This window comes from Sphingobacteriaceae bacterium (genome assembly GCA_002319075.1).
In the GTDB taxonomy this organism is placed as follows: Bacteria; Bacteroidota; Bacteroidia; order B-17B0; family Aurantibacillaceae; genus Aurantibacillus.
Genome location: NVQB01000001.1, coordinates 1,882,319 through 1,907,063 on the forward strand (window position 1 = coordinate 1,882,319; position 24,745 = coordinate 1,907,063).

19 protein-coding genes and 2 tRNA genes are annotated in these 24,745 nt (G+C 38.2%); 1 reads left to right on the forward strand and 20 read right to left on the reverse strand.

Features of this window, described 5'->3' with window-relative positions; all coding sequences use genetic code 11:
- Positions 1–2: 2 nt before the first annotated feature.
- From CNR22_08295 to CNR22_08355, 13 genes are all read right to left on the reverse strand, one after another.
- Complete coding sequence (locus CNR22_08295; protein ID PBQ31768.1) at positions 3–1,253, reverse strand: hypothetical protein; 1,251 nt, start codon at positions 1,251–1,253, stop codon at positions 3–5.
- Between the two features lie 49 nt (positions 1,254–1,302).
- The gene (locus CNR22_08300) at positions 1,303–2,472 is read right to left on the reverse strand and encodes a hypothetical protein (GenBank protein PBQ31769.1); all 1,170 of its coding nucleotides are present in this window, start codon (positions 2,470–2,472) and stop codon (positions 1,303–1,305) included.
- Between the two features lie 58 nt (positions 2,473–2,530).
- Positions 2,531–3,094, reverse strand: a complete 564-nt coding sequence (locus CNR22_08305; GenBank protein ID PBQ31770.1) for a hypothetical protein — start codon at positions 3,092–3,094, stop codon at positions 2,531–2,533.
- A 15-nt stretch (positions 3,095–3,109) separates the two neighbouring features.
- A complete protein-coding gene (locus tag CNR22_08310) occupies positions 3,110–3,727 on the reverse strand; it encodes a deoxynucleoside kinase (protein PBQ31771.1) in 618 nt (205 codons plus the stop codon).
- Between the two features lie 91 nt (positions 3,728–3,818).
- Positions 3,819–4,847, reverse strand: a complete 1,029-nt coding sequence (locus CNR22_08315; protein ID PBQ31772.1) for an NAD-dependent epimerase — start codon at positions 4,845–4,847, stop codon at positions 3,819–3,821.
- A 4-nt stretch (positions 4,848–4,851) separates the two neighbouring features.
- The gene (locus CNR22_08320) at positions 4,852–5,436 is read right to left on the reverse strand and encodes a hypothetical protein (GenBank protein PBQ31773.1); all 585 of its coding nucleotides are present in this window, start codon (positions 5,434–5,436) and stop codon (positions 4,852–4,854) included.
- 51 nt (positions 5,437–5,487) lie between these two features.
- Complete coding sequence (locus CNR22_08325) at positions 5,488–6,480, reverse strand: glycerol-3-phosphate dehydrogenase (protein ID PBQ31774.1); 993 nt, start codon at positions 6,478–6,480, stop codon at positions 5,488–5,490.
- Between the two features lie 42 nt (positions 6,481–6,522).
- Positions 6,523–7,218 carry a 3'-5' exonuclease gene (locus tag CNR22_08330; GenBank protein PBQ31775.1) on the reverse strand — a complete coding sequence of 232 codons (696 nt, stop codon included), beginning with the start codon at positions 7,216–7,218 and terminating at the stop codon, positions 6,523–6,525.
- A 100-nt stretch (positions 7,219–7,318) separates the two neighbouring features.
- Complete coding sequence (locus tag CNR22_08335; protein ID PBQ31776.1) at positions 7,319–7,717, reverse strand: hypothetical protein; 399 nt, start codon at positions 7,715–7,717, stop codon at positions 7,319–7,321.
- A 3-nt stretch (positions 7,718–7,720) separates the two neighbouring features.
- The gene (locus CNR22_08340) at positions 7,721–10,384 is read right to left on the reverse strand and encodes a hypothetical protein (GenBank protein ID PBQ31777.1); all 2,664 of its coding nucleotides are present in this window, start codon (positions 10,382–10,384) and stop codon (positions 7,721–7,723) included.
- Between the two features lie 108 nt (positions 10,385–10,492).
- Positions 10,493–10,888 (reverse strand): hypothetical protein, encoded by a 396-nt coding sequence (locus CNR22_08345; protein PBQ31778.1) that lies wholly within the window; start codon positions 10,886–10,888, stop codon positions 10,493–10,495.
- 56 nt (positions 10,889–10,944) lie between these two features.
- A complete protein-coding gene (locus CNR22_08350; protein PBQ31779.1) occupies positions 10,945–12,909 on the reverse strand; it encodes a hypothetical protein in 1,965 nt (654 codons plus the stop codon).
- Between the two features lie 210 nt (positions 12,910–13,119).
- The gene (locus CNR22_08355) at positions 13,120–16,035 is read right to left on the reverse strand and encodes a hypothetical protein (protein PBQ31780.1); all 2,916 of its coding nucleotides are present in this window, start codon (positions 16,033–16,035) and stop codon (positions 13,120–13,122) included.
- 245 nt (positions 16,036–16,280) lie between these two features.
- On the opposite strand from CNR22_08355, the gene CNR22_08360 reads away from it, so the two are divergent.
- Positions 16,281–16,964, forward strand: coding sequence for a DNA-binding response regulator (locus tag CNR22_08360; GenBank protein ID PBQ31781.1), 684 nt, complete (start codon positions 16,281–16,283; stop codon positions 16,962–16,964).
- A gap of 127 nt (positions 16,965–17,091) precedes the next feature.
- Here the strand turns inward: CNR22_08360 and CNR22_08365 are convergent.
- The 7 genes from CNR22_08365 to CNR22_08395 all read right to left on the reverse strand — a co-directional run bounded on the left by CNR22_08365 (position 17,092) and on the right by CNR22_08395 (position 24,726).
- Positions 17,092–17,178: transfer RNA gene (locus CNR22_08365), tRNA-Leu, on the reverse strand.
- A gap of 248 nt (positions 17,179–17,426) precedes the next feature.
- Positions 17,427–17,507, reverse strand: a tRNA-Leu gene (locus CNR22_08370).
- A 57-nt stretch (positions 17,508–17,564) separates the two neighbouring features.
- Complete coding sequence (locus CNR22_08375) at positions 17,565–18,536, reverse strand: alcohol dehydrogenase (GenBank protein ID PBQ31782.1); 972 nt, start codon at positions 18,534–18,536, stop codon at positions 17,565–17,567.
- A 122-nt stretch (positions 18,537–18,658) separates the two neighbouring features.
- Positions 18,659–18,910: a hypothetical protein gene (locus CNR22_08380; GenBank protein PBQ31783.1), complete on the reverse strand. Its 252-nt coding sequence runs from the start codon at positions 18,908–18,910 to the stop codon at positions 18,659–18,661.
- 72 nt (positions 18,911–18,982) lie between these two features.
- On the reverse strand, positions 18,983–19,936 hold the full coding sequence (locus CNR22_08385) for a hypothetical protein (GenBank protein ID PBQ31784.1): 954 nt from the start codon (positions 19,934–19,936) through the stop codon (positions 18,983–18,985).
- 163 nt (positions 19,937–20,099) lie between these two features.
- A complete protein-coding gene (locus CNR22_08390; protein PBQ31785.1) occupies positions 20,100–21,533 on the reverse strand; it encodes an RND transporter in 1,434 nt (477 codons plus the stop codon).
- Positions 21,523–24,726: a hydrophobe/amphiphile efflux-1 family RND transporter gene (locus CNR22_08395; GenBank protein ID PBQ31786.1), complete on the reverse strand. Its 3,204-nt coding sequence runs from the start codon at positions 24,724–24,726 to the stop codon at positions 21,523–21,525. The genes CNR22_08390 and CNR22_08395 overlap by 11 nt, the downstream gene beginning before the upstream one ends.
- Positions 24,727–24,745: the final 19 nt, after the last annotated feature.

Consider the following 24,745-nt stretch of genomic DNA (forward strand, 5'->3'; position numbering starts at 1 on the left):
CTTTACCTGCGTAATAATTCCAAATCTTTTCTGAACGCAAAAAGTTGAAGAAAGGTGTAATTATTGTTTTTCATAAATACAAGGGTAAGCACTATGGCCTGCGCGATGTATGACAGAGAAGCCGCATAACAAGCACCAACCAGTCCGAAACGGGAAATAAAATAATAGCTGGTACAAAGTGTAATGGCCAAACCTGAACTATTTGCCAAAAGTAAAATGCGTTGCTTTCCAAGTCCCGAAAAATAATGACTGATAATGCTTGAAAAACTCAAGCATAAAACTCCAGGCGACAAGTAGAGCATAATTGTTTTTGTGCCGGAAAAATCTTTCCCAAGAAGAAATGTAAAAAAATCTTCAGGCAGCACAACAACCACCAAAACACATAGCAGGCTCAGTAAAAAACAAATCTTTGACAATAAGAAAGTAACCCTGCTGTTGTTGCTTACATCTTTTTGATTGGCAATATGCGTTAAGATGATAGGCGATATACTTCCACTTAAAATCCAGACAGACTCAATTAAAGATGTGGCGCTGGAGTAGATCCCTACCAGCATGGTGGTACCAATCATGTAATAATTATAACGGTTGCTTAATGTATGCGCCAGATTTCCCAATTGATTTACAAAACCATTTCGTAAAACATCTTTTATTTTCACCGGACTTTTACCTTCATCTTTAGTTACCATTTTAAGAATAAAAAAAGTTGAGATCAGAAAAGAAACTGTCCACGAAACATAAGCAGCTATCAGGTAGGCGTTTACATTTTTAATTTGCAAAATAAATACCGCTACGCACAATACTGCCAATAAAAGAAGAGGCTGAAAGAAGATAAGAAAATTATATATTTTAATCTTTTCTTTGGCCAGCAGAACAACTGTGTGAAAGGCCTGCATAGTAACAAGAAACGATAAGATTAAGACATGTAACCACAAATCTTTTACTCCTAAGTCAAATTGAGGATAGAGTTTTTGCAGGGTATAGAAAACAGAATTGATGCCGAATATGCAGGCAATTGTCCATAGAACACCATAGGAATAGATCTTTGAAATAGCATGTTTCGGAATAAAATAAACGAGTGCAGAACCTGTATAAATTTCACTGATTGTCTGGATAATTGCCAGATTCAGGATCAACTTACTTACCTGTCCTACTTCTTCGCTGCCTAGCTGTTGTGTTTGTACCAGCAGAATACCCAATAGAGTAAAAGCTACAGTACTTTTTGCAAAAAAGGAGGATATGAGGTTCTTTAACAATTTTTGATGTCGTGTTTGTTATTTCGGCTTACAAAAAAGCCGAGTGTATTTATTTTTTTATTGCCTGATTATAAATTTCATTTAATCTTTCGCCCACTTTTTCGTAGCTGTAATTCTCCACAGCAAAATTCCTGATAAAACTGGCGTCGTATGTTTCTGAAGTTTGTGCAAACTTTAAAATGGCGTTTGCCAAAGCAGCCTCATCTTTTTTCTTTACCATAATTCCGAGCTCGGGTTTCATATATGTTTTAATAGCACCCGCATCGCTTGTTATTACTGGTTTTGCGCATGCGAAAGCTTCAATTATAACCAGGCAAAATGTTTCATAATTACTGAACATGATTAAGGCATCGCTGGCATTAATTTCTTCTACCAGTAGTTTGCTCACCAGCCGCCCTTTAAATTTTATTTGTTCCTGAAGCTGAAGCTCTTTCACAAGTTGCTGGTATTTTTCTTTGTCAACCCCTTCACCTACAACATTAAGTGCAAGGTTTGGATTCTGTTTAAAAGCGTTTGCAAAAGCTCTAATTATACCACTCACATTTTTCTCTCTGTCGTTTAACGAAGAAATATGAATGAGTTTTGTGATAACAGTTTTTTCTTTCTTAACCGGCGTAAAGGCATGTACATTCACCACGTTAGGCACTACCTGATAATTTCCATGCAGTTGATGCATCAGCATGGCCTCCTTTAAATAAGTACTTGTAGGTAGTAGTGCCTCGGCATCTTTAACGATCTTACGCGTATAAAATTGCTGCAAAATTCCTTTATAGTTCCCATCTTCTTCCGTATAGCCAGACCAGTTCTCATTAATCACATAAGGAATAGCATGTTTTTTAGAAAGGTGATACGCGCCAATACCCATGGGCATAATCACGTTTAATTGAATCAGGTCAGGTTTAACCCTTCGCTTTGTTAGCTCCTGATAACCATAATCAAAAGCTTCGAGAACTCTTTTCTTTTTTTTGACCTTCGAAAAAAAAGGGATCAGCGATTCCACTTTTTTATAATAAACTGTAAGTGTAAGAATGCTTCCCTCTAATGATTCGATACATTCAAACTCCGACTTCAAATTTTCGTCAGAACACACATGTACCACGCTCACTTCATTGTAGAGTGCCGCTGCCTCAGCAAAATAACGATTGAAAATTCCGTGCGTTGGATTTTGTCTGTTTGGATACCAGGAGGAAATAAAAAGAATATGTTTTTTTTTCTCCATTTTTCAGGAAGATACCTCGGTATAAAAAAAGTTTAGAGCGCCAGTTATAGAAAAATAACTAGTCAATACTAATAGCTACTTCCATTAAGAACATGGACCTATTATCGTTTATTTGTTCAAATTCTGTTCCCAACTTATTACCACTCTTCATTCCAATGGTAATAAAACCAAGACCTGCCCCACCCTTTTCGCTTAGCTCATTATTTTCGAGGTGTTCGAGGTAATAAGCTTTAAGTTCGGCGGGATCCTGAAAAGAATTTATTTTTTCAATGTGTTTGCTTAGCTTTTCAATAGACGCATTAGCAATAAGATTTGCTGTGATCATCTTCACAGCTTTATCAGTAATGTATAAAATAAAGAAATTATGTTTGGCACCATTTTCATCTCTGTGGCCATGGATGTACATGTTTTGCAGAGACTCAATACAAATAAAGAATACTTTTTTTACAACCGATTTGGGCAGACTTTTGTCGAGAATATTCCCTTCAATTTCTGTTTCAAGTTTCGAGATTGTTTCAGAATTTAAAACACCATCGTAAGCCAGGATCAAAGTGCCCTGACTATTGACATTTTCGACACATTTGGAAAAATGCTGATCAAAAAATTCGGCGTCTTTATTCACTGTGCTATTCACTCTTTATTTAAATAATCCGTTAAGTTCTGCGTCAATCATTCTGATCACTTTTCCCAGATCCTCTTTGCTTTCGCTAAAATTGACATCGTCTACATCTACGATCATAATTTTACCTGACTCGTACGATGCATTCCAGGCCTCATAACGTTCGTTTAGTCGTTTTAAATAATCTAAACGAATACTATTTTCATATTCACGGCCACGTTTTTGAATTTGTTTCACCAATGTAGGAACGCTCGCTCTCAAATAGATAATAAGATCAGGAGCCTTTACCAGGCTCTCCATTAATTTGAAAAGAGAAAAATAATTATCATAGTCGCGTGAAGTCATAAGACCCATGGCGTGAAGATTTGGTGCGAAAATATAAGCATCTTCATATATCGTACGATCTTGCACCACTGTATGTTTTCCTTTACGGATGTCCAGAATTTGATTGAAGCGATTATTTAAAAAGTACACCTGCAAATTAAAGGACCACCGTTGCATATCTTCATAAAAATCATTCAGATAGGGATTATCATCAGCGTCTTCGTAGTGAGCATGCCATTTATAATGTTTCGCTAATAATGATGTTAAAGTGGTTTTCCCCGACCCAATGTTTCCAGCAATTGCAATGTGCATACGTAATTGTTAAATAATTAGCCTAAATTAGAAAAATAACTTACAAAATGCAAAAATATGTTGATAAACGTCAATTTTAATTCGATGAAAATCAAAGACTTGATTTAAGTTTTGCTTTCTCCGAAAGGTAATAAGTGCATATTTCTCCTATTACTTCGTGAGTTGGCCTGAATTCAATATTTAGTGCAGTTTTGACCTTTTGATTTGAAAAAAGTTGCTTATTAAATGCTGAATTGCTCAAAGCTTTAGTGATTTTTCGCTCTTTTCCTGTGAAAAGTGATAAAAATCCCTCCAGAACCCTTGCTGTTGCTAATAAAGACTGCGAAGCATTAATAGCGGGAGCAGGCTTTTTGAAGCTGGTTTGAATGTGGCTTAAAATGTTGTGAAAGGTGTAATTGTTTTCCACTAAGATGAACCTTTGTCCGAATAAACCTTCTGTAACCAGGCGGATCATCACTTTTGCCACATCTGTAGCAGCAATGTAAGAGCCCAAACCGTTAGTATAAAATTTATTGCCGTTATAGGAGGAATCAAAGAGGCGTGAGCTACTTTGGTCCCAGAATCCTGGTGCTAAAATAACGCCGGGATTCACAATAACCGCATTAAGTCCTTCCTCGATGCCTCGCCATACTTCACGTTCGGCATTATACTTACTCGTGGCATAATCACTTTCTTTCCCTGATTTTTTCCAGAAAACTTCCTCTGTTAAAATTTGTGTGTAGTCTAGATTATGTATCGTTCCTATAGAGCTAACGTGACACAAAGCTTTAATTCCCTTGTGCAGACAAGCGTCCACAACATTTCTTGTTCCTGATTCATTTACTGAGAATAGCTTTTTTCTATCTTTTGGATTAAAAGAAACAAACCCGGCACAGTGGTATACGTTAGTAATATTGGTAAGAGCCTCTTCGATTGAAAAAACATCGCAGATGTCAACATCCACCCATTTAATTTTATCAAATAAAACTTTATAATCAGGAGTATAATAGGCGAAAAGATTTTCTACTCTTTGTGTATTGCTGTTTTTTTGTTTACAGGCAATAACCTGCTGATTGTTTTGCAACAAAGCTAAAACAACATGACTTCCTACAATGCCGGTGGCGCCCGTTACTAAATTCAATTATTTAAGCAAAAATGAGTTTATGAAGCGTTGAAAACAAAAGTGTCTGCACTATTAATCCTAATAAAAATCCACTGTAAATTTGTGAGGGTTTATGTTCCAGCAATTGCAGACGCGCAAAACCAATAAGACCCGCAAGTACTATAACGACTATATAGAAGGGAGTCATATCAAATTGAATGAGTGAAGAAATTGAAATCAGAACACCAAGTAGTCCGCCTACTCCAACCATGTGTGCACTGATTTTAGTTTTCATATTTATTACAGCTGTTAACAAGATAGCTAATCCACCGCCTACTATAAATAATTTTATGCTTGGCCAGATATTTATGTCTTTCAACAAGTAAGATAATCCAAAATAAAACAAAGCAGTCATCACATAAGGCCAGGTTCTGTCTTTTTGATTTGAAAGCGTCATACCTGGAATTGTTTTTAATTTATAGAGCACATAAATATTTAAGACGGGGAAAACAAAAGAGAACATGAATACCACCAGCGAAATGCGCCACTTGGTATCGTATTCGGTGAGAAAATCGTAGACCGTATTTTTTATTCCAAAAAACAAAAGAAGACAGCCGTATGTGGCCATGAGCAGCGGGTGAAAAACAACAGATATAACTAAAGAAAACGTTCTCACAGATCAGGATAATAAATTTGACAATTCGATTATCTCTTTACGGACATCTTTATTTTGATAAATAATGTTGTAAACTGCGTTGGTAATTGGCATATGTACTTTATACTTTTTATTTATTTCGTAAACACATTTCACCGCATAATAGCCTTCTGCCACCATATTCATCTCCAGTTGCGCTTGCTTTACGCTGTAGCCTTTGCCCAGCATAGTGCCAAACATGCGGTTACGACTGAACTGCGAATAGGCTGTTACCAGAAGATCTCCCAAATAAGCTGAGGCCTTTATATCACGATCAATGGGATGGACAGCATCTACAAAACGTTTTATTTCCTGTATAGCATTGCTTACCAACACTGCAAGAAAATTATCGCCATAGCCTAATCCATGACAAATACCACCTGCAACAGCTATCACATTTTTAAGTACAGCAGAAAATTCAGTGCCATAAATATCGTCACTTACTGTGGATTTAAGATAACGGCAATTTAATAAATTGCTTAAAACCTGTGCGTTGCCAGTATTAATGGAGGCAATGGTAAGATAACTCAGTTTTTCTAAAGCTACCTCTTCAGCGTGACAAGGCCCTGTTATAACACCAATGTTTTCTAAAGGAACATTGTAAATCTTGTTCAGATATTCGCCTACAATAAGATTGTGTTGCGGAACAATGCCTTTAATAGCAGAAAAAATGATTTTACCTTTCAGGTCTTCCTCGCTCAAGGCAGAAAAAGCATCGTGTAAAAAAGCAGACGGGATTGCCAATACCAGGTAATCTGAATTTTTCACACATTCAGAAAGATCGGTATAAAAAGAAATATTTTCTGTTTCAAATTCAACAGAGCTCAGGTACCGTGGATTTGTTTTATATGCGTTAAAATAACTGATATCGTCCTGTTTACGGATATACCAGTTTATGTGTGCGGTATTGTTCAGAAATAACTTAGCGAGAGCCGTTGCCCAGCTTCCGCTACCTATCATGGCTATACGGGGAGACATACTTATTTATGCTTTTTAAACACGTAAATTTACGGGTTCAATTTACACAAAAATAATGTCTTCATCGTTTAAATTTCCTGAGCCCATAAAGCGGTTGTAAACCCTTGCCAGAGTAATAACATCCTTCTTGCAATAGCTTTCAATTTTTGGCAGATCTTTGTCCTCATAAAAGGTTTTGCCAACCTGACTTCCATCCATATCGTCCTTTGGAGAAGGAATACCAAAGACATGTGCAAGGAGGTTAAGAGAGCTAAAATTCTTTACGTCTCCAAATTTCCAGAGATCCATTGTATCGATATGGTTTACATTCCAGGGCTTTAAACCTTGTAGTTGCAGTGTTTTTGGAAGCGGTAAATTATTGATCAAAAAACGACGGCATAAAAATGGAAAATCGAATTCTTTACCATTGTGTGCACAAAGCAAATGACCGGAAGTATTAAAATGTTGCTTTAAAAGATCTGCAAACTGAAGTAATATTTCGAGTTCATTTTCAGAAGCAATCGTTTTAACACGGAATTTCTTATCATTATAAAATCCAAGTCCTATACAAACAACTTTAGCAAACTCTGCGTAAATGCCTGCCTTTACATACTGTTGATCTGGCGAAACTTCTTTATTGTATTGCCATTTCTTATCCCAGAGCTCGCGACTTGCTTCATTAAGCTCACTGTATTTGTATACCAGGGGCACAGTTTCTATGTCGAGAAAAAGAATTTTTTCTATGTCCGTTTTTGCCATAAGTTTTCCTTAAAACTCAAATGTAGGCGTTTACTTTTCTATAAAAAATAAGCTGGTACTTTTATTCCGGCACTTATGCTCTAAATTTAAACACGCAAAACTATTCGTGTGAATTATAGTCTGCCGGAGAGATGTGAAAGGTATAGATGGGCGTATTCGATTTATCCTGATAATAATATTCAATCAGTGTGTTTGCCTCACGCAATTTTTTCATTTCAATGCTCGCTTTAATATTACTGATAATGCCGGGCCACAGAGCTCTGTAAAATTGTACCGTATCCACATTTTTCGCAACAATAGTCATTAAAGTGTATTTGTATACAAGTGTGTTAGGTTCTTTCACTTCTATGCCATCCAGCCGGGTTTCAGAGTCGAGCATTTGCGGACACTTTTCATTTATAACCGTAGCAACTTCAGAAAGTTCTTTCCGGTTTTTTACTGTAGGATCTTCGCAGGAGACTAAGACACAAACTAATATCAAAAAATACAAACCCTTCATAAATTATTTTTTCGCGCGGTTATAAATCTCCAACAGTTTATCATAAGTCTGTTTTGCTAACTGGTATTCTTTTTCAGGATCAGCAGTATTCAAATTTGCCTTCTTTGCATTTTCAAGTTTTACAGAAGCTGAATTTTGTTTACTATCCCAGGTGCTAACCAATTCTTTTAATCCATTCAATGCAGTATACTTAATGTATTTGTGCGCTCCCTTCCCGATCATTTCCAGATCAAGTGCGCTCGTAATCGCATTTTGAGGAATCAAACATTTCCTGGATGTCTTGGTATAAAAAGCTGAAAAACTCATCAGATCAAAACCATTGATGTATTTTAAAGCATCGTGAAAGAAATGAATTTGTCCATCGCCACCATTGTTAGCATAAATGTTTGCAATGGCGAAGATGATGTCTTTACCTCCCTCACGTTCAAGCGGGCCGGCTTTTTCTAAAGCAAGTTTAGGATCATTTTTAGCAATGCCGTTCAAACCTTCTACAATAACCGCGTAAGACTGATCGTTTAATGCTGCTATATTCATGCCTGCTATTTCAGTGGCAGGACCTACTTTATTTAGTGCTTCGAGTAATTTAGCTTTAACTACTGTATTCTTTTCTGCAATGTACATGTGCAGGAAAAGGGTTTTAACTTCGGCCTGCTGCGCTCCTTCTGCTTTTTCAAGTTGGCTGATTGCATAGCGTCTTAGAGCCTGGCTCTTATCTTTTTCTGCTACTTCTTTAAAGGCACCAAATACCGCATCCTCTTTTATCTTTGGCTCAAGGGCCTTCAGAGCTTCCAGGCGGTCCTGATATAATGGAGTATTGCGAGCCTGAAATAAATATTCGTCTGTAGTTTTTGGATATTCGATATCTGCTAATAATTGCCTTTCCGCATCTACATTTACAAGTTGTAGTCTTCCTGAAACTGCAAAAGCGAACGTTTGTTTTTGTTCCGTAAGTTCAATGTGTTTTCTTGTAGCGACATTATTTATATAAAAATCAACTTCTAATGGCAAAGTGTAAAGAGGGCATTTTTTTAAATCCTGAACCTGTTCAATTGTAATTTTTAAACTGTCGCCGGCAGTGTTGCTTTGCGTTTTAATTTTCAGAGAAGGTCGTCCGCTGCTCAGGTACCATTGGTTAAAAAACCAATTCATGTCCCTGCCTGTTACCTCTTCAAAAGCAAGACGAAGATTGTGAATTTCTGCTGTTTTAAATTTATTTGTTTCCAGGTATTTTTTTAGGGAAGCAAAAAAAGCATCGTCCCCAACTGCTTTTCTAAGCATATGAATGATTTGTCCACCTTTATTATAACTAAAAGCGTCAAACATATCTTCTTTGTCATTGTAATTAAAACGAATAATATTTACTTCTTTTGAAGACCCTAAATATCCCTGGCGGCTTTGTAAAAGGTGGTAATCAGCGGCATCGCGGCCAAATTTATGTTCTTCCCATAAATACTCACCGTAAGTGGCAAAACTTTCATTTAAAGAAAGATTGCTCCAGCTTTCGCAGGTAACAAGATCGCCAAACCATTGATGAAATAATTCGTGAGCAATAACAGAATTTCCTTTTTTTCCATCCAGCATTTCGCGGGTAGTCTGGTAAACCATAAAATCACCGTGCAAAGTAGCACTTGTATTTTCCATTGCGCCACTCACATAATCCCTGGCTACAATTTGTGCGTACTTCGGCCATTCGTAGGGCACGCCAAGGACTGACGAATAAAAATCAATCATCTCCTTAGTATCACCAAAAATTGTTTTGGCATGTTCTTCATACATGGGCTCTACATAATAGCTGATCTCTTTTCCGTTCCAGGGCTCATCCGTTACTTTTTTAAACTCGCCAACAGCCATCATAGCAAGGTAAGGCGCGTGTGGCTGATCCAACTTCCAATGATCTGTTCGCATACCATTTGGTTTTTTGTCGGAATGAATTAAAGTTCCGTTGGATAGCGTCAGGTATTTATCTTCAACGGTCATCAAAATCTCCATGGTTGTTTTTTGACCTGGATTATCAATAGTTGGAAACCATGCGGAGCTCGCCTGCGTTTCTCCCTGAGTCCATATTTGAGGCATTTTATAGGGATTCTCACCAGTCGTGTTCACAAAGTATAAGCCCTTATCATCACTTATTGCAGCGCTTCCACCTGGATTTGTAAGTTCATTTGGTTTTGCAACGTAGTCGATAATAACAAAATAATTTTCTTTCGAAGTAAATACTCTGCCAAGATTTATTCGCAGAGAATCATTTTTGTAAACGTAAGAAGGTTCAAGCATAGCGTCCGGTTTGTTGGCTTCAGTAGTAACATTGGTTGCGATACGTGTTTTTGCAGCATCCATCACTTCTACTTTTTTAATATCCATGCCACGCGCATTCAGGTAGAGTATGTTTGTTGGATAAAAATGCGGTTTCAGGCGAATGGTTGCTTTGCCATTCATGCGGCATAATTTCCAATCAAAATTAACTTCCAGCTTTGTGTCTATCAGATCGTTGTCTTTCGTAACCGATGCCCTGTAAATTTCCCTTTTTACAGGATCGCTGGCCATAACGCTAATAGTATCAAGCATTATAGACACATCGTCTTTAACCAACTGTGTTTTTTTTGTTGTTTTACAGGCAACTATTACAAGAGCAAAAAAAATACTCAGAGACAAACTACGGAAGAACATCGCTTTAAATTAAAATTAGACTGTAAAAATGGAATAATTTCAGCGAATACCAAAAATCAAGGTCTAAAAACCCCCTTTTTGCGCAAACAAGCATATTACCGGGTAATTTTAGCTTTTTACAAATAACTTGTTTGCAGAGATTTTTAGAAGTCCGAATATTTTCTCTGTTTCATCCTGGAGCTGTGAAACGTTTTTAGGTAATTCGAGTTTCAGACTTTTAAAGAAAGTATCCATTTTAGAAAGCCAGGGTTTAAGCGCTTTTATGGAACGTTTATGAATAATGGATTTAAGCGCGGTGTTTTGTTCTATCTCTCTGATGAATTCCTGAATAATTACTTTTATCTTTTTATTTTCGAAAGTATGTTCTTTAGAGGTACTCGACAGAATAAATTTTACAAGATCTATATTAAGATGGTAACTTTTGAGTAAAGCTTCCAACGGATATCCATTCTGTTTAGCAGTTTTGATTCTGCTTAAGGCATAAGTAATTTTCTTTTCAGTCATATATAACAAAAACGCCCGCTAAAATAGCAGGCGTTTTTGAAGAGTGAGCATTAAATTTACTTATTCACAACTAACTTAACAGTTTCTTTACCGTTAGCAGTAGTTAATGTTACAAAGTAAATACCGTTTTGTAAATCGCTTGTATTAATAGCAAATTTATTTTCGCCATTTGTCATTGTCATATTTTGAACCGGGCTGGCAACAAGTTTACCAGTGATGTCAAAAATATTTACATTTAAAGCAGAAGCATTTTGAGTATTAACCATTAAGGTTGCAACTTCTTTTGTAGGATTAGGGAATACACTAACAAATCCGATAGTGTTTTTCACTTCATTTACAGCAACGTCAAGACAAGTATTTGTAACAACTGAAACCATTGCTGTTTGCATACCGTTAGCATCTGTTACCATTAAAGTTAATGTGTGAGTTCCGAGAGTTGAAATTGTAAAACTTGGATTCACAACAGTATTGCTGGAGATAGCTACCCCTGGAGAAACGCTCCATGTAAGTGAGCAATAGTTTGGAGAAACAGTTGCAGAAGCAGCAAACTGAGCAGTAATTGTTTGACCACCGCTGCTGATACAGAAAACTGTAGGAGCTGAAACAGCTACTGTAGAATTGAAAGTACCTGTTGCAGCAGCAATAGCAGCATCAGTAAAGCTTGCACCAGCACGAGCGATTGAGTTAGCAGAAGGACGGAAATCTCTTCCTGTGAACAATAAAGGAGAACCTGTTACATAAGGATCAGCTAAGATGTTTGCGCTTGACAATAAAGTATCGTTTGCATTAGTAGCTAACCAAGTATTGATATTTGTAAATGTACTACTTGAACCGATCTCACTTGCTTTTTGACCGTAACCTGCAAGGATATTGTTTTTAAATACTAAAGAACCAGTAGTTGCATTTCCTTCAGAAGCAGAACCGTCAATGTATAAACCACGTGTTTTGTGATCCATTAAAATAGAGTTAACGATTTTAAGAGCAGAGTTTCTGCGGATACGGGCACCACGACGGTAACCAGGGTGAGTTGTAGCACTTGTAACACCTCTTAGTGGCCCGATATCTGTTACGTTAGAAAAGATAGCAGCAGTTTGAGGTAAGTTAGTACTTCCTGTAGCATCGTTATCTGATTCAAAAGCTTCTGAAGTAGAAGCACCTGAAGTATTAGCATAAGTTGGATCAGCGTAACGTGCATCACGAACACCTAAACAAAATTGTACTGAACCTCTGAAACCGTTATCAGTGTCAAAATTATCATCAGTACAACCAAAAGCTACTAAGTGCTTGCAATTAACTGCTCCACCAAACCACTCATAAGCGTCATCATTAATGTATGAACATTGGATATAGTCGATTTTTGTACCGCGACCTACAGCTCCCATTGTTAAACCGTTGATTTCTTTATCTGGTGCATAGATATACCCACCAAATTCGATACGAACGTATTCAAGGTCACCTGAATTATCGTTATCATCAGGGCTTGTGCCTCCACCGTATTCAGTTAAAGCAGTTGGTGCAATACCTTCGATGTTGTTTACACCGTTAGCATTATTATTATTTCCTTTTCCTAAAAGTATAATTCCACCCCAATCACCAGCAGCTCTGCTACCAGTTGGTTGATCTGATGTAAAAACGATAGGAGCTGTTCTGGTTCCTATAGCCATTAATTTTGAACCTTTAGTTATGAATAAACCAGATCCACCTGCACCGCTTAATCCTTTAACAATAACACCTGGTTGAATTGTTAAAATTGAATTTCCTGTTACATAAATAGGTCCTTGTAATAATATTACCTGACCTGTGCTCCAGGTTGTGTTTGAAGAGATATTTGCACTGATAGTAACTGTTGGCGCAGGATAAACTTTATTTTGCGGATCCCATTCAGTCCAAGTATCTGTCCACATTGGAGTTGGTGCCGGAGCAAAAGCTCCACGGTAACATGTTTTTTCAAGAAACGGACTTTGTGCAAAAGAACTTGCTAAGGTCAATGCAGCAACCGCGGTAAATAAACTTTTTTTCATTTGATTTAATTTTAATTGATTTAATTTCTCCGGCAAAGTTCCATCATCAACATGTAGAGGGCGTTAATCAAAAATTAAAAAACAATTACCTGTGCGTTATCTAAATGTTACGGTGTTCAGCGAATTCATTGATATAAGTCAAATCACCTCAAAAAAACAAGAAGCCACGAGTATTTACGCGGCTTCTGAAAAGGGCACTGTTTTACGTTTTTAAAACTTGTAGCTTACCTGCACGTTGAAGGTTGTGCCGTAACGAATAGTTCTGATAGTGTCGTCGGTCTTTTTATCAAATTTGTTGTTAAGATTTTTATCGTTGTAAAAATACTGAAGTTGGTATTTAGCCAAAAGATCACGCACTGTAACTCTGACTTCCAATTTGTTTTTTAAAAAGCTTTTTGACGCCTGGAGATCAAGAACGGTACGCCCATTCTCCCATATATCTAGCTGGTTGTCGTAATTTCCTACAACACTGATACGTTGACCTACCCTGTTTACAATAGCGCTGATGCTATACCCTTTATCATTATCAACCCACATTAAACCGGCGTTGAATAAGTAGGGCGACTGGCCTTGTAAGGAACGTGAATTTGGTGCGTCAACAGGTTTTGAACTTTGTTTTGAAATATCAACCGAAGATCTGATGTAGGCAAAGTTTGTAAATAAAGTAAGATTATCTAAGAACTTCCCAAACAAAGTAGAGTCGTTTTTATAAAAGGTTCCTAGTAGAATACGGTACTCGAGTTCGATACCATAACATTTGGCATTCGGAGCGTTTGCATAAGAAATTTCATTGGCATTTGCTCTTGCTACCTGCTCTATAGGATTTTTGAAATCTTTATAGAATAAAGAACTTGAGAATAATTGCCCTTTACCTGGATATATCTCGTACCTAAGATCATAGTTGTTTATGATTGCTCTTTGCAAAGTATCATTACCACTGGTAAAAAATAAAGTAGTAAAGTCATAAAAACCAAATTTTGCAAGCTCTCTGAATTCAGGTCTGTTAAGCGTTTTAGAGTACCCTAAACGTATATTTTGTTTACTGTTAAGTGAAAAAATAAAATTAGCAGAAGGAAGGATGTCTGTAACAGTGGTGTCTTTAACAATTTCTTCGTTGTTGAATTTGTAAAGTGGTCCGGGATAAGCAAGACGCTGATTGTAAGATTCTAACCTGGCTCCAACAATGGCTCTGAACCATTCATTGTATTTAAAATCACCCATCAAATAGGCAGCTTTTAAGTTAGAGCTTGCTTTGTAAGAGTCTGTAGGAGTAGTTCCTTCCGTTAATTTAAATCCGCCAACACCTGGCGAAATCAACCCCATATTCTGGTTGTTGAATATCGTTCCCTCGTTGAGGTATAATAAATCTCTATCAAATTGCACTGCTCCGCCACCATACTCTGTGTAACCAAATTGCCTTGCTACAAACGATCTGTCGCGTGCCTGTATTTGTGCCCCGATTTTTAAATCGAAATTAAATTTAGACGATACCTTAAATGGTCGTGAAACGTCGGCTTTGATACTTTGTATGTTTTCGTTAAGACTTGACCAGAACATAAAACCACCATAATTATTTCCAACGCTACTTGGAGAAATAGATGCCTGGTATACAGTATCGAAAGGATTAGGATTAGCAGGATCACTGATAGAAAGATTACGTCCGTAAGTATTTCTTCTCAGGTTTGGCACGTCGCGTTTTACTCCGCTGTAAGAGCCTACCCATCCAATTTTGATTTTTGAATTCTTCAGGTAATGGTCTCCGATTAATTGAGAGGAAGCAATTCGGTTCGAAGTGTACCAGAAAGCAGTGGTCTTCGACTCAGTTTGATTTACTGCGGCGTCAGCCAAGCCACCTGTTCCCAAACGCTTAATGGTTCTGTCTTCAGAGTTAAAGCTAAATAAGTTTTTAGAGCTTATAGAGTTGTTCGGGTTTAATTTGCAGGTAAGATTTAAAAGTGCCCCGGCTAAAACAACTTCCGAATAGGTATCATCGTTAAAGGTTGCATCAAGGCGGGAAGCTTGACCTGGCGTGTTGTTTTCAGAATACGTATTTCTTACAGCTTTTATAAAACTATTAGTTTTGTTATAACTTACCGAAGCTAAAATTCCAAGGAAATCGCGCTCCTTATATTTGAAATTATATCCCGCTGAAGCTTGTAAAGAAGCATTCGGACCAAATTTTTTATTGTAGGTAGACCAGTCACCAACGTTTACATCTTTAGCTAATTGCGCCTGGTTATCTTTTCCGATTGGATAGTCTTTAGAAGACGGAATTGCAGAGGGCATTGCCCTGGTTCCATCATCGTATCCCAACCAATCTTTTTTTCCGCCTTTGTAATAGTATTGTGTTTTACCGGTAGTGTAAGTATTGTATCCTGCGCCCACTGAAACGGCAACGAAATTTTTCTCAGGAATACTTTTCGTGCTAATGTCGATAATACCTCCGGCAAATTCGCCGGGCATATCGGGACGTGCCGTTTTTGTGATTACCAGATTATCAAGCATGTTACTCGGAAAAATGTCGAATGCAAAGGCTTTTCTGTCGCTTTCTGAACTTGGCAAAGGCGCACCATTTAAATAGGCGGCGTTGTAACGCTCATTTAAACCACGCACTACCGCAAATTTATTATCCTGGATACTCGCTCCACTAACACGTTTTAAAACATCACTGGTATTTCTATCGGGTGTACGTCTAATTGTTTCAGCACTAATTCCATCACTTACACTCGCATTATTTTTTTGCTGAAGAACCAAAGCGGTATTATTTTCTTTATTAAGGGTTACTACAACCTCCACTTCGCCAAGATCCTGCGAAGAGGAAGGCTCCAATTGAATGTTAACGTCTGTTACATCGTTGGCAACAACTGCAACATCCGCTATTTTTTTTGAATTGTATGATATATAACTAACTACCAATACTACTTTGCCTGCCGGCACGTTATTAATAGCGAACTTTCCATCAAAATCGGCCATAGCTCCACGGGTCGTACCTTCGATCAGGACCGACGCTCCCGGAAGTGTTTCGCCTGTTTTAGAATCTACAATTGTTCCGGAGATTCTGCCGGTTTGTGCACTTAAAAGGGTGGTGAAAAAAATGAGTGTGATAATTGTCAAATACTTTTGCATGTTCTATATTTTATGGTGCAAAAAACGCAATCGTAAATTATTCTTACTTAAAGTTCATGTTACCAAAAGTTTAACATAATAGTCGATTTGCGAAAATAACTTAATGATAAGTTAACTTTCGTGCTATGGCGTTTTTGCTAATTTTGTAAGGTAAATTTTACACTAAGAGATAGCCGTGTTTAATAAATTAACTCTCATAACAAAAAAGCTATTTCATATCACAAGCAAAAATAATTATACAACATATGAATAATTCAGCATTTAAGATATTGTTAGTGGATGACGAGCCGGATATTGTTGAGTTTCTGGGCTACAACTTAAAAAAAGAAGGCTACGAAATTTTAACAGCCAACAATGGTAAAGACGCTATTGAAATTGCAAAAAGAGAAATTCCACATCTGATTGTGCTCGACGTTATGATGCCAGACATGGATGGGATTGAAACCTGTCGCGAGATTCGCGAACAAAAAGGATTGCAGGATGTGATTATTGCTTTTTTAACGGCCCGCAGCGAAGATTATACACAAATTGCAGGATTTGAAGTAGGAGCCGATGATTATATAACCAAACCTATTAAACCCCGTGTTTTTATCAGCCGTGTAAAAGCACTTCTTAGAAGACTGCAAACCGCAGCTAACTCTGAATCAAACGTAGAATTTGGAGAAGTTCGTATTGATAAAGAAAAACATTCGGTATTTAAAAATGAAGTGGAAATTGCGCTCCCTAAAAAAGAGTTTAAACTATTTGCTTTATTAAGCAGTAAGCCTGGAAAGGTGTTTACACGCGAATTCATTCTCGACCAGGTTTGGGGCGACGAAGTTGTAGTAGGTGATCGCACGATCGACGTGCATATCCGTAAACTCCGCGAAAAAATTGGTGACGATTATTTTAAAACCGTAAAAGGAGTTGGATATAAATTCGAATTCTAAAATACCTTCCAAATAAAATTAAGAAACCTTTCAAAATTGAGAGGTTTTTTTGTTTTTAGGCGTAGTATGAAAGGAGGTCGTAAAACAAAAAGCTCCCTGAAAAAAATCAAGGAGCTTTATGGTTTATGGGTGCCCGCGAAGAGACTCGAACTCTCAAGGTAATTACACCAACGGCTTCTGAGACCGCAACGTTTGCCAATTTCGCCACACGGGCAGGCTCGTAAAGTTAAGGTTTTTGAAGACTTACAATCATGTTATTGAGAGGAAATGCGTTTTGTTCACTTCTCAACTACGCACAAGCCAGCTTTAAATTCCACTGGATGTTAATTCTGCCCGAAGTGACATCTGAAAGGCGATGGGAATCTTAAGCTGTATATGAAGGTACTCCCCCTCATTCGCTATGCTGCGACGGGACCCCTTAACCCCACAAAAAAACCCGCTGTAAAAGCGGGTTTGTAAAAGTGCGGATGAAGGGACTCGAACCCCCACGCCTCGCGGCGCCAGATCCTAAGTCTGGTGCGGCTGCCATTACGCCACATCCGCAAATTTAGGAGGTCAAATATATGAAATCTTTACCATCTGACAAAATAAATTTTTAGCCTAAATTGTTATAACGAGGCGTTTTGTGCCTGAAATTTCCATATTCCAGGCAGATTCCACTTCTTTTAAGGGCACTGACAGTGTATCTATTTTTATTTTACCTTCCGCTGCAAGATGAAACATTTGGGGCAAAACTTCTGTGGTATAACGTCGCATATCCTCTTGCGAAAGACTTCCAATGCCTGAACCTAACAGTTCAATAGCAGAACTCCTTAAAATGCCTGAATCTAATTTAATACTGGCACCTGCCATTTCTCCCACGGTTACAATACGTACCGGACGGGTAAATTTGCTGGTTCCTGTACTTTTAAAAACTTCCAACAGTAGCTCTACCGGTCGGCCCCATAAATAGTCAATTACCAGGTCGATGGGAGTTGCTGCATGAATTTCCTTTAAATTTTTTAAAACCTGGTCTTCTTCCTGCTTCAGTGAAATAATAGTATCTGCGCCTAAACCTAAAGACTGTTGAAGTGCATCCGCATTTCTTCCGGTAACAATAATTTTAGAAGCCCCGTAAAACTTCGCGACCTGAACCGCCAGTTTACCCGTAACACCTGTTGCACCGTTGATAAGCACTACGTCACCCACCTTAATTTTTGCGCGACCCACAAAGGCCATCGCCGAACCAATAAGTGCATTCGGCAGCGCGGCCGCAGTAGCATCGTCCAGGTTATCTGGCAGCACTGTATAACTGTTCTGTTGAATCAGGGCTTTTTCGGCTATCATTCCGGTTAATCCTGATGCATAAACTCTGATCCCATTCTCTAAAGTGCCCACACCGTCTATACCCACAGCTGTTGGAAAATCGGAATAGTTGGCATAATGCGTTCCAGCCACACGCATTTTATCTATATTCTTAACCGACGCTGCGGTTATGTTCATTAAAATTTGTGTTTCGTTTTGCGGAACCGGATCTGCAATGTCTTCGTATTTTGGAATACTTCCCAGTTTATGGATTACTGCTGCTTTCATAATCAGATAGTGTTGTTTTGTTTGGCTACAATTACATTCATAAGTAGATTTTCAACCTGCAAAGTTAAACTTCGGGTTTTAAAAGCCTGATAAGATTTGTTAAGAAAAGTAAGAATAAATGATTACTCAGGGCCGAAGAGCACTGTAAGACTTGAAGCAGGATCTTCTTCCATTTCTTCAAAACTATTTTGCGCAAGAAAATAATTTAGAGAAATGCGATTTGTGGTTTTTACATAAAAGAAGTTTTCATCGTGATACAGATTAATTTTCGCAAGGCTTTTACCTTCTCTTAAAACATCTTTAATCGTCTCCTGCAGACTAAATTTATTTTCAGCTGTTACAGGATGTTTTTCACTTTTATACCACCAGTCCATTACTATGTAATGTAGGTATTAAGAACGAGCAAAAACATTTTTGAATGTTAAATATAGCTTATCCTCAAATTACTAAGCTCTTTTCCGTTTCTGCTTTTTCAAAACAGGAATACTGAGGGGATCGGCAATGATGCCGAAGCTTAGAACCCGAAGTGCATTTACATAATACAGGTTATAATAATCAGGACCAAAGTAAGCGCGCGTAAACACAGAAAAATCGGATAGCTTATGAAACGGCTTTATCGCTAAATAAAGATCAACCGAATGACGTGTTCCAAATTTTTTAGTTCCAAACATAAAACCATAGTTAATGTATGCTTTTATTTTCTGAGAGTAAATGATATGACTTTCCAGCGTAATCTTATTGTAGTAATAAGTGTTTTTTAAATTCTCTTCCCGCAGGAAATCGAGTTGCCGTTCGTAAGCTATACGTCCATTCATAAATGCTTTACCAATGCTTCCCGAATCTATTGTTGACCAGCTAAAAGCCACTTCAAGTGCGTTGGTGGAAAAATTTCCATTGGTAAAGTTTACACTATCTCTGTTAACCGTGTAATAATTGCCGTTTTGCCCATTCGAATGGTGACTTACTCTATAAGTTATAAATGCCAGCTGATCTTCTGATTTAAAAAACTTAAAAATTTTTCTGGTAAAAGGTGATTTTATCTGGTGATAAAAAAGCAAGCTGGGCATATAACTTGGAGTCTTCACCGGAAAACTTTTCTCATTGTACATGCGCACAACGATCTTAGGAAAAAATGCAAAACCCGTCGTTCTGTTTTTAGAAGTTAATAAAAAGTCGGGAGATATTTGTCCTTCAAAAAGTAATGGATTTAATTTTTTAATTCCTGAAGCGGTTTTATAATTGCCAAAACCTTGTCCGAATGAAACATACGTTCTATCCGAAGTTGAAAAGATGGCTTCGTCAATATTAGCTAAGGCTGAAGGAATTTGGGAATGAACACAAACAGAACAAATAAGAAGAAAAAAGAAACTAAGAACTCGTGAAAAAGAAAAACACTTCATTATTTTATAATAACCTCAATACACCCCGTTTAAATGCGAGGCATCAAATATAAAGCTTCTTGGTTAATTCTGATGCATACATCCTTTTTTGACACGCGCTTTTTAAAAGAAAAAACCCCGATCAAATTGATCAGGGTATACTCTTTATTCTTGAAATTGCTTTTTAGTTCCAGCCACCACCAAGAGCTCTGTAGATATTAACCCTTGCGGTCATCTGTTGTTTTTTAGTTTCAATCAGTTCAAATTTAGATTCCAGAGCATCACGTTGTGTTAAGAGAACCTCCATGTAATCTGCCCTTGCCGATTTAAATAAATTTGTAGAGATGGTGATAGATTGATTTAAAGCCTCCACTTGTTGCGTTTTTAAATCGTAGCTTTTTTTCAGATTACTAATATTAGAAACTTCATTAGCCACTTCGATGTAAGCATTTAGAATCGTTCGCTCATAGTCGTAAACAGCCTGTATTTGCTTCGCGTTAGCGCTGTAATAAGTGGCTTTGATCGCGTTTCTGTTAATTAACGGGGCAATTAAATCTCCAGCTAAAGTGTAGATCAGCGATTGTGGAGACTTAATAAGATAAGCCGCGTTAAATGCTTGATAACCTATACCACCACTGATATTCAAAGAAGGATAAAACCTTGCCTTTGCCACTTTTACATCTAGCTTAGCGGCTGCGAGATTACGTTCTGCCCGTTTAATATCGGTACGATTCTGCAATAATTGCGCCGGAACCCCTACGTAAACAGTGTCGTTTGGTAAGTCTACAAAAGTCTGCGAAGTTCTTTGAACCGGCTGCGGAAATCTACCCACAAGAAAATTAATCTTATTTTCTGTCTCCGTAATTTTTTGCTGAATGTCAAACTGCAAACTCCTTGTATGATATACCTCCGCTTCAAACCTGCGCACTGCCAGCTCTGTAACACGTGTTGCGTCTTTTTCCAACCTTACGATTTTTAACGCGTTGGTTTGAATATCAATATTTTGTTTGACGATCTCCAGTTGATTGTCGAGAGCAAGCAGTTCATAATAAGAGTTTGCGATCTCAGAAATCAGTTTCGTTACCATAAAGTTTTTTCCTTCAATGCTTCCCAGAAACCTGTTAAAGGCTGACCTTTTAGCGTTACGTAACTTTTGCCAGATATCTACTTCCCACGAAGCGTAAACGCCAAACATATAATTTGGCAGCACCTCCGGAGTTGGTTTTCCGGGCGCGATATAAGTTATAGCGTCACTTGCACCCTGCGAAGTATTTCTTCCAACCTTGTCTACACCAGCATTAGCACGCGCACCAATAAATGGAAGGTATTCTCCTTTGCGGGCTCTTACTTCATTTTTGGCCACCTGAATTTCCTGCAACATAATATTGAGCTCTTGGTTATTCTTTAGAGCAGTATCAATGAGCGTATTCAGGTTAGCGTCAGTGAAGTAACGTTTCCAGGTGATTTTAGCAGTATTAGAACTGTCCTGCGAATTATAATAACCTGCAGGAAGCGTTTTATTTTCTTTTTTCTGAGTCACAGAAGAGCCGATACAACTCGTATAGAAAAGGGCAACAGCAGTTATCCCAAGTCCAATAACTATTTTTTTAGTGCGCATGATCTTCATTGTCTTGTTGTGGAAAATTATCTATTTGATGAACGATTTGTTCTGTCAGTGAACCCTCTTCTTCGTTCTTAATGAGCTTGCGTCCTTTAGCCAGACTTCCGAAAATATAATATAAACCTGGCACGATGATTACTCCGAACAGCGTTCCAAAAAGCATCCCACCTAAAGAGGATGAACCAATGGTACGGTTACCAAGGGCGCCGGCCCCATGAGCAAACACCAGTGGAATTAAACCCGCTATAAAAGCGAACGAAGTCATTAAGATAGGCCTGAAACGCACTTTTGCTCCTTCAATCGCAGCTTCCAAAACGCTGAAGCCTTGTTTCTGTTTTTGAACGGCAAACTCCACGATCAACACTGCGTTCTTACCCAGCAGCCCGACGAGCATTACCAGCCCTACCTGTGCGTAAATATCATTCGCAAGACCCATTCCTTTAATCATCAGAAACGATCCGAAAACCCCTGCCGGTAGCGAGAATACAACTGCCAAAGGAATAATGAAACTTTCGTATTGTGCGGCTAGAACAAAATACACGAACACCAGCACAATAATGAAAATATAGATAGCTTCATTACCACGACGTGTTTCATCATAAGAAAGTGCAGCCCAATCAATATCAAACCCATGAGGTAATGTTTTTGCTGCCACTTCACGCACAGCTTCAATTGCTTCTCCACTGCTGTATCCTTTTGCCGGTGCGCCACGAATACCTGCCGTGTTGTACATGTTGTAACGGTTGATTTCATTGGCTCCTTGTTTTTTTACAATTTTCATGAAAGCAGAAAACGGAACCATTTCGTCACGGTTATTTTTCACATACAAATTCATAATATCGGTTGGAAGCCTTCTGAATTCAGGAGCTGCCTGCACAAACACTTTAAAGAAACGCTGGTATTTAATAAACCCTAACTCGTAGGTACTACCCACAAAAATAGAAAGCGTATTCATAGCATTACCAATGGTAACACCTTTTTGCATGGCAAGTTCATTATCAATTTCAATTTCGTACTGAGGATAGTTTGCACTGAAAAAAGTGAACAAACCACTTAGCTCTTTACGTTTACCAAGGTCGCGCATAAAGTCTTTTGTAACTCTATCCAACTGATTGTAATCTCCCGAATTGGTCTTATCCAGTAACTGTAATGCAAAACCACCAGCCGCTCCAAATCCCGGTACTGCAGGAGGATCAAAGAATTCAATAGTAGCGCCTGGAATGGCTTTTGATTTTTCCTCGAGCTCATAAATGATTTCCTGCACCGTATGTTTACGTTTCGACCAGGGCTTAAGGTTAATTAAACAAGTTCCCGCATTCGAACCACGACCCTCTGTCAACACCTCATAACCAGCAATAGAAGAAACCGATTGCACGCCTTCTACTTCCTGGATAATCCCCACCAGTTTATTAGATAGATCATTTGTTCTCTCCAAAGTTGAACCAGGAGGAGTTTGAATGATGGCGTAAAGCATCCCCTGATCTTCACTTGGAATAAATCCGGAAGGAAGGTTGTTGCTTATAAGCACGATGCCGACAGAAAACGCAACGAACATGGCAATGGTAACAGTTTTGCGATGAGCTATTAATCTCAACAGTGAAACGTATCTGGCAGTAAGTTTTTCAAAGCCTCTGTTAAACCAATCTATAAACCGGTTTAATAAATGTTTCTTCCTCACTTTTCCATGATTATTTTTTAAGATCATTGCGCAAAGCACAGGAGTAACGGTTAGAGCCACAATACCCGACAGTACAATGGCCGACGCCATCGTTATAGAGAACTGCCTGTAAAACGTTCCTACGGGTCCCGACATAAAAGAAACCGGAACAAACACCGACACCATGAGTAAAGTAATGGCGATTACGGCTCCGCTGATCTCACCAATTACTTTTCGTACAGCGTTATAAGGCGAAAGATGTTCTTCCTCCATTTTAGCGTGTACGGCCTCCACGACGACTATCGCATCATCGACGACTATACCAATCGCCAACACCAACGCAAACAAAGTAATCATGTTAATCGTTAATCCGAATATCTGGATAAAAATAAACGCGCCAATCAAAGAGATAGGAACTGCCAGTGTTGGAATAAGCGTTGAACGCCAATCGCCAAGAAAAATAAATACAACGAGGGCCACTAAGATAAAGGCATCTCTTAAAGTGTCGATTACATTTTCGATAGAAGCATCAAGGAAATTAGAAACGTCGTAACTGATTTCATAATCCATTCCAGGAGGAAAAGTTTTTTTCAATTCATCCATTTTCTCTTTCACTTTTTCGATAACCGCACTCGCATTACTTCCATAGGTTTGTTTAATTACCATGGCAGCAGAGGGATGTCCGTTCATACTGGAATAAATATCGTAATATTCACTTCCCAACGAAACGGTTGCAATATCTTTCAAACGAAGCATTTCACCATTGGGATTTGCTTTGATAATAACATTCTCGTATTGTTTCGGATCGTTAAACCGGTCAGAATAAGCCAATACATATTCTAAAGCCTCAGCTTGTTTACTGTCACCACGACCAATACGTCCGGGTTTACCAATAATACTTTGATCGCTTAAAGCCTCCATAACCTCATCTGGTGAAATCTGGTAAGCCCGCATACGGTCTGGATTTAACCATACACGCATCGCATACTGACGACTTCCTAAAATTCTTACCTGACCAATGCCGTTGATACGCTGCAGTTCAGGTACCATATTAATACCGGCATAGTTAAAAAGAAATTTCATGTTGGCATTTTTATCTTTACTATAAAGATTTACATACATCAACATACTTGGAATAACCGGAGTAATGATAACCCCTTCTCTTTGTACCAGAATTGGCAACCTGTTTGTAACCTGCTGCACACGATTAGAAACCTGAACCAAAGCCTGGTTAATATCCGTGCCCGGATTAAATACTACCTGGATATTTGCTTCGCCCGCGCTGGTAGCATCGGAGGTCATATAACGCATTCCCCAGGCGCCATTAATAGACTGCTCGAGAGGAATGATAACTGACTCAGCAAGTGATTTTGCACTTGCCCCTGGATAGGATGCACTCACCATTACTACAGGTGGCGCCACCTCAGGGAATTGAGATGTAGGCAGCGTTTTGATCGCTAACACACCCATAAATAAAATTACGAGCGAGATAACAATGGCAAGTACGGGCCTTTGAATGAATTTACTAAACATCTTTTTTTGATTTAAATTT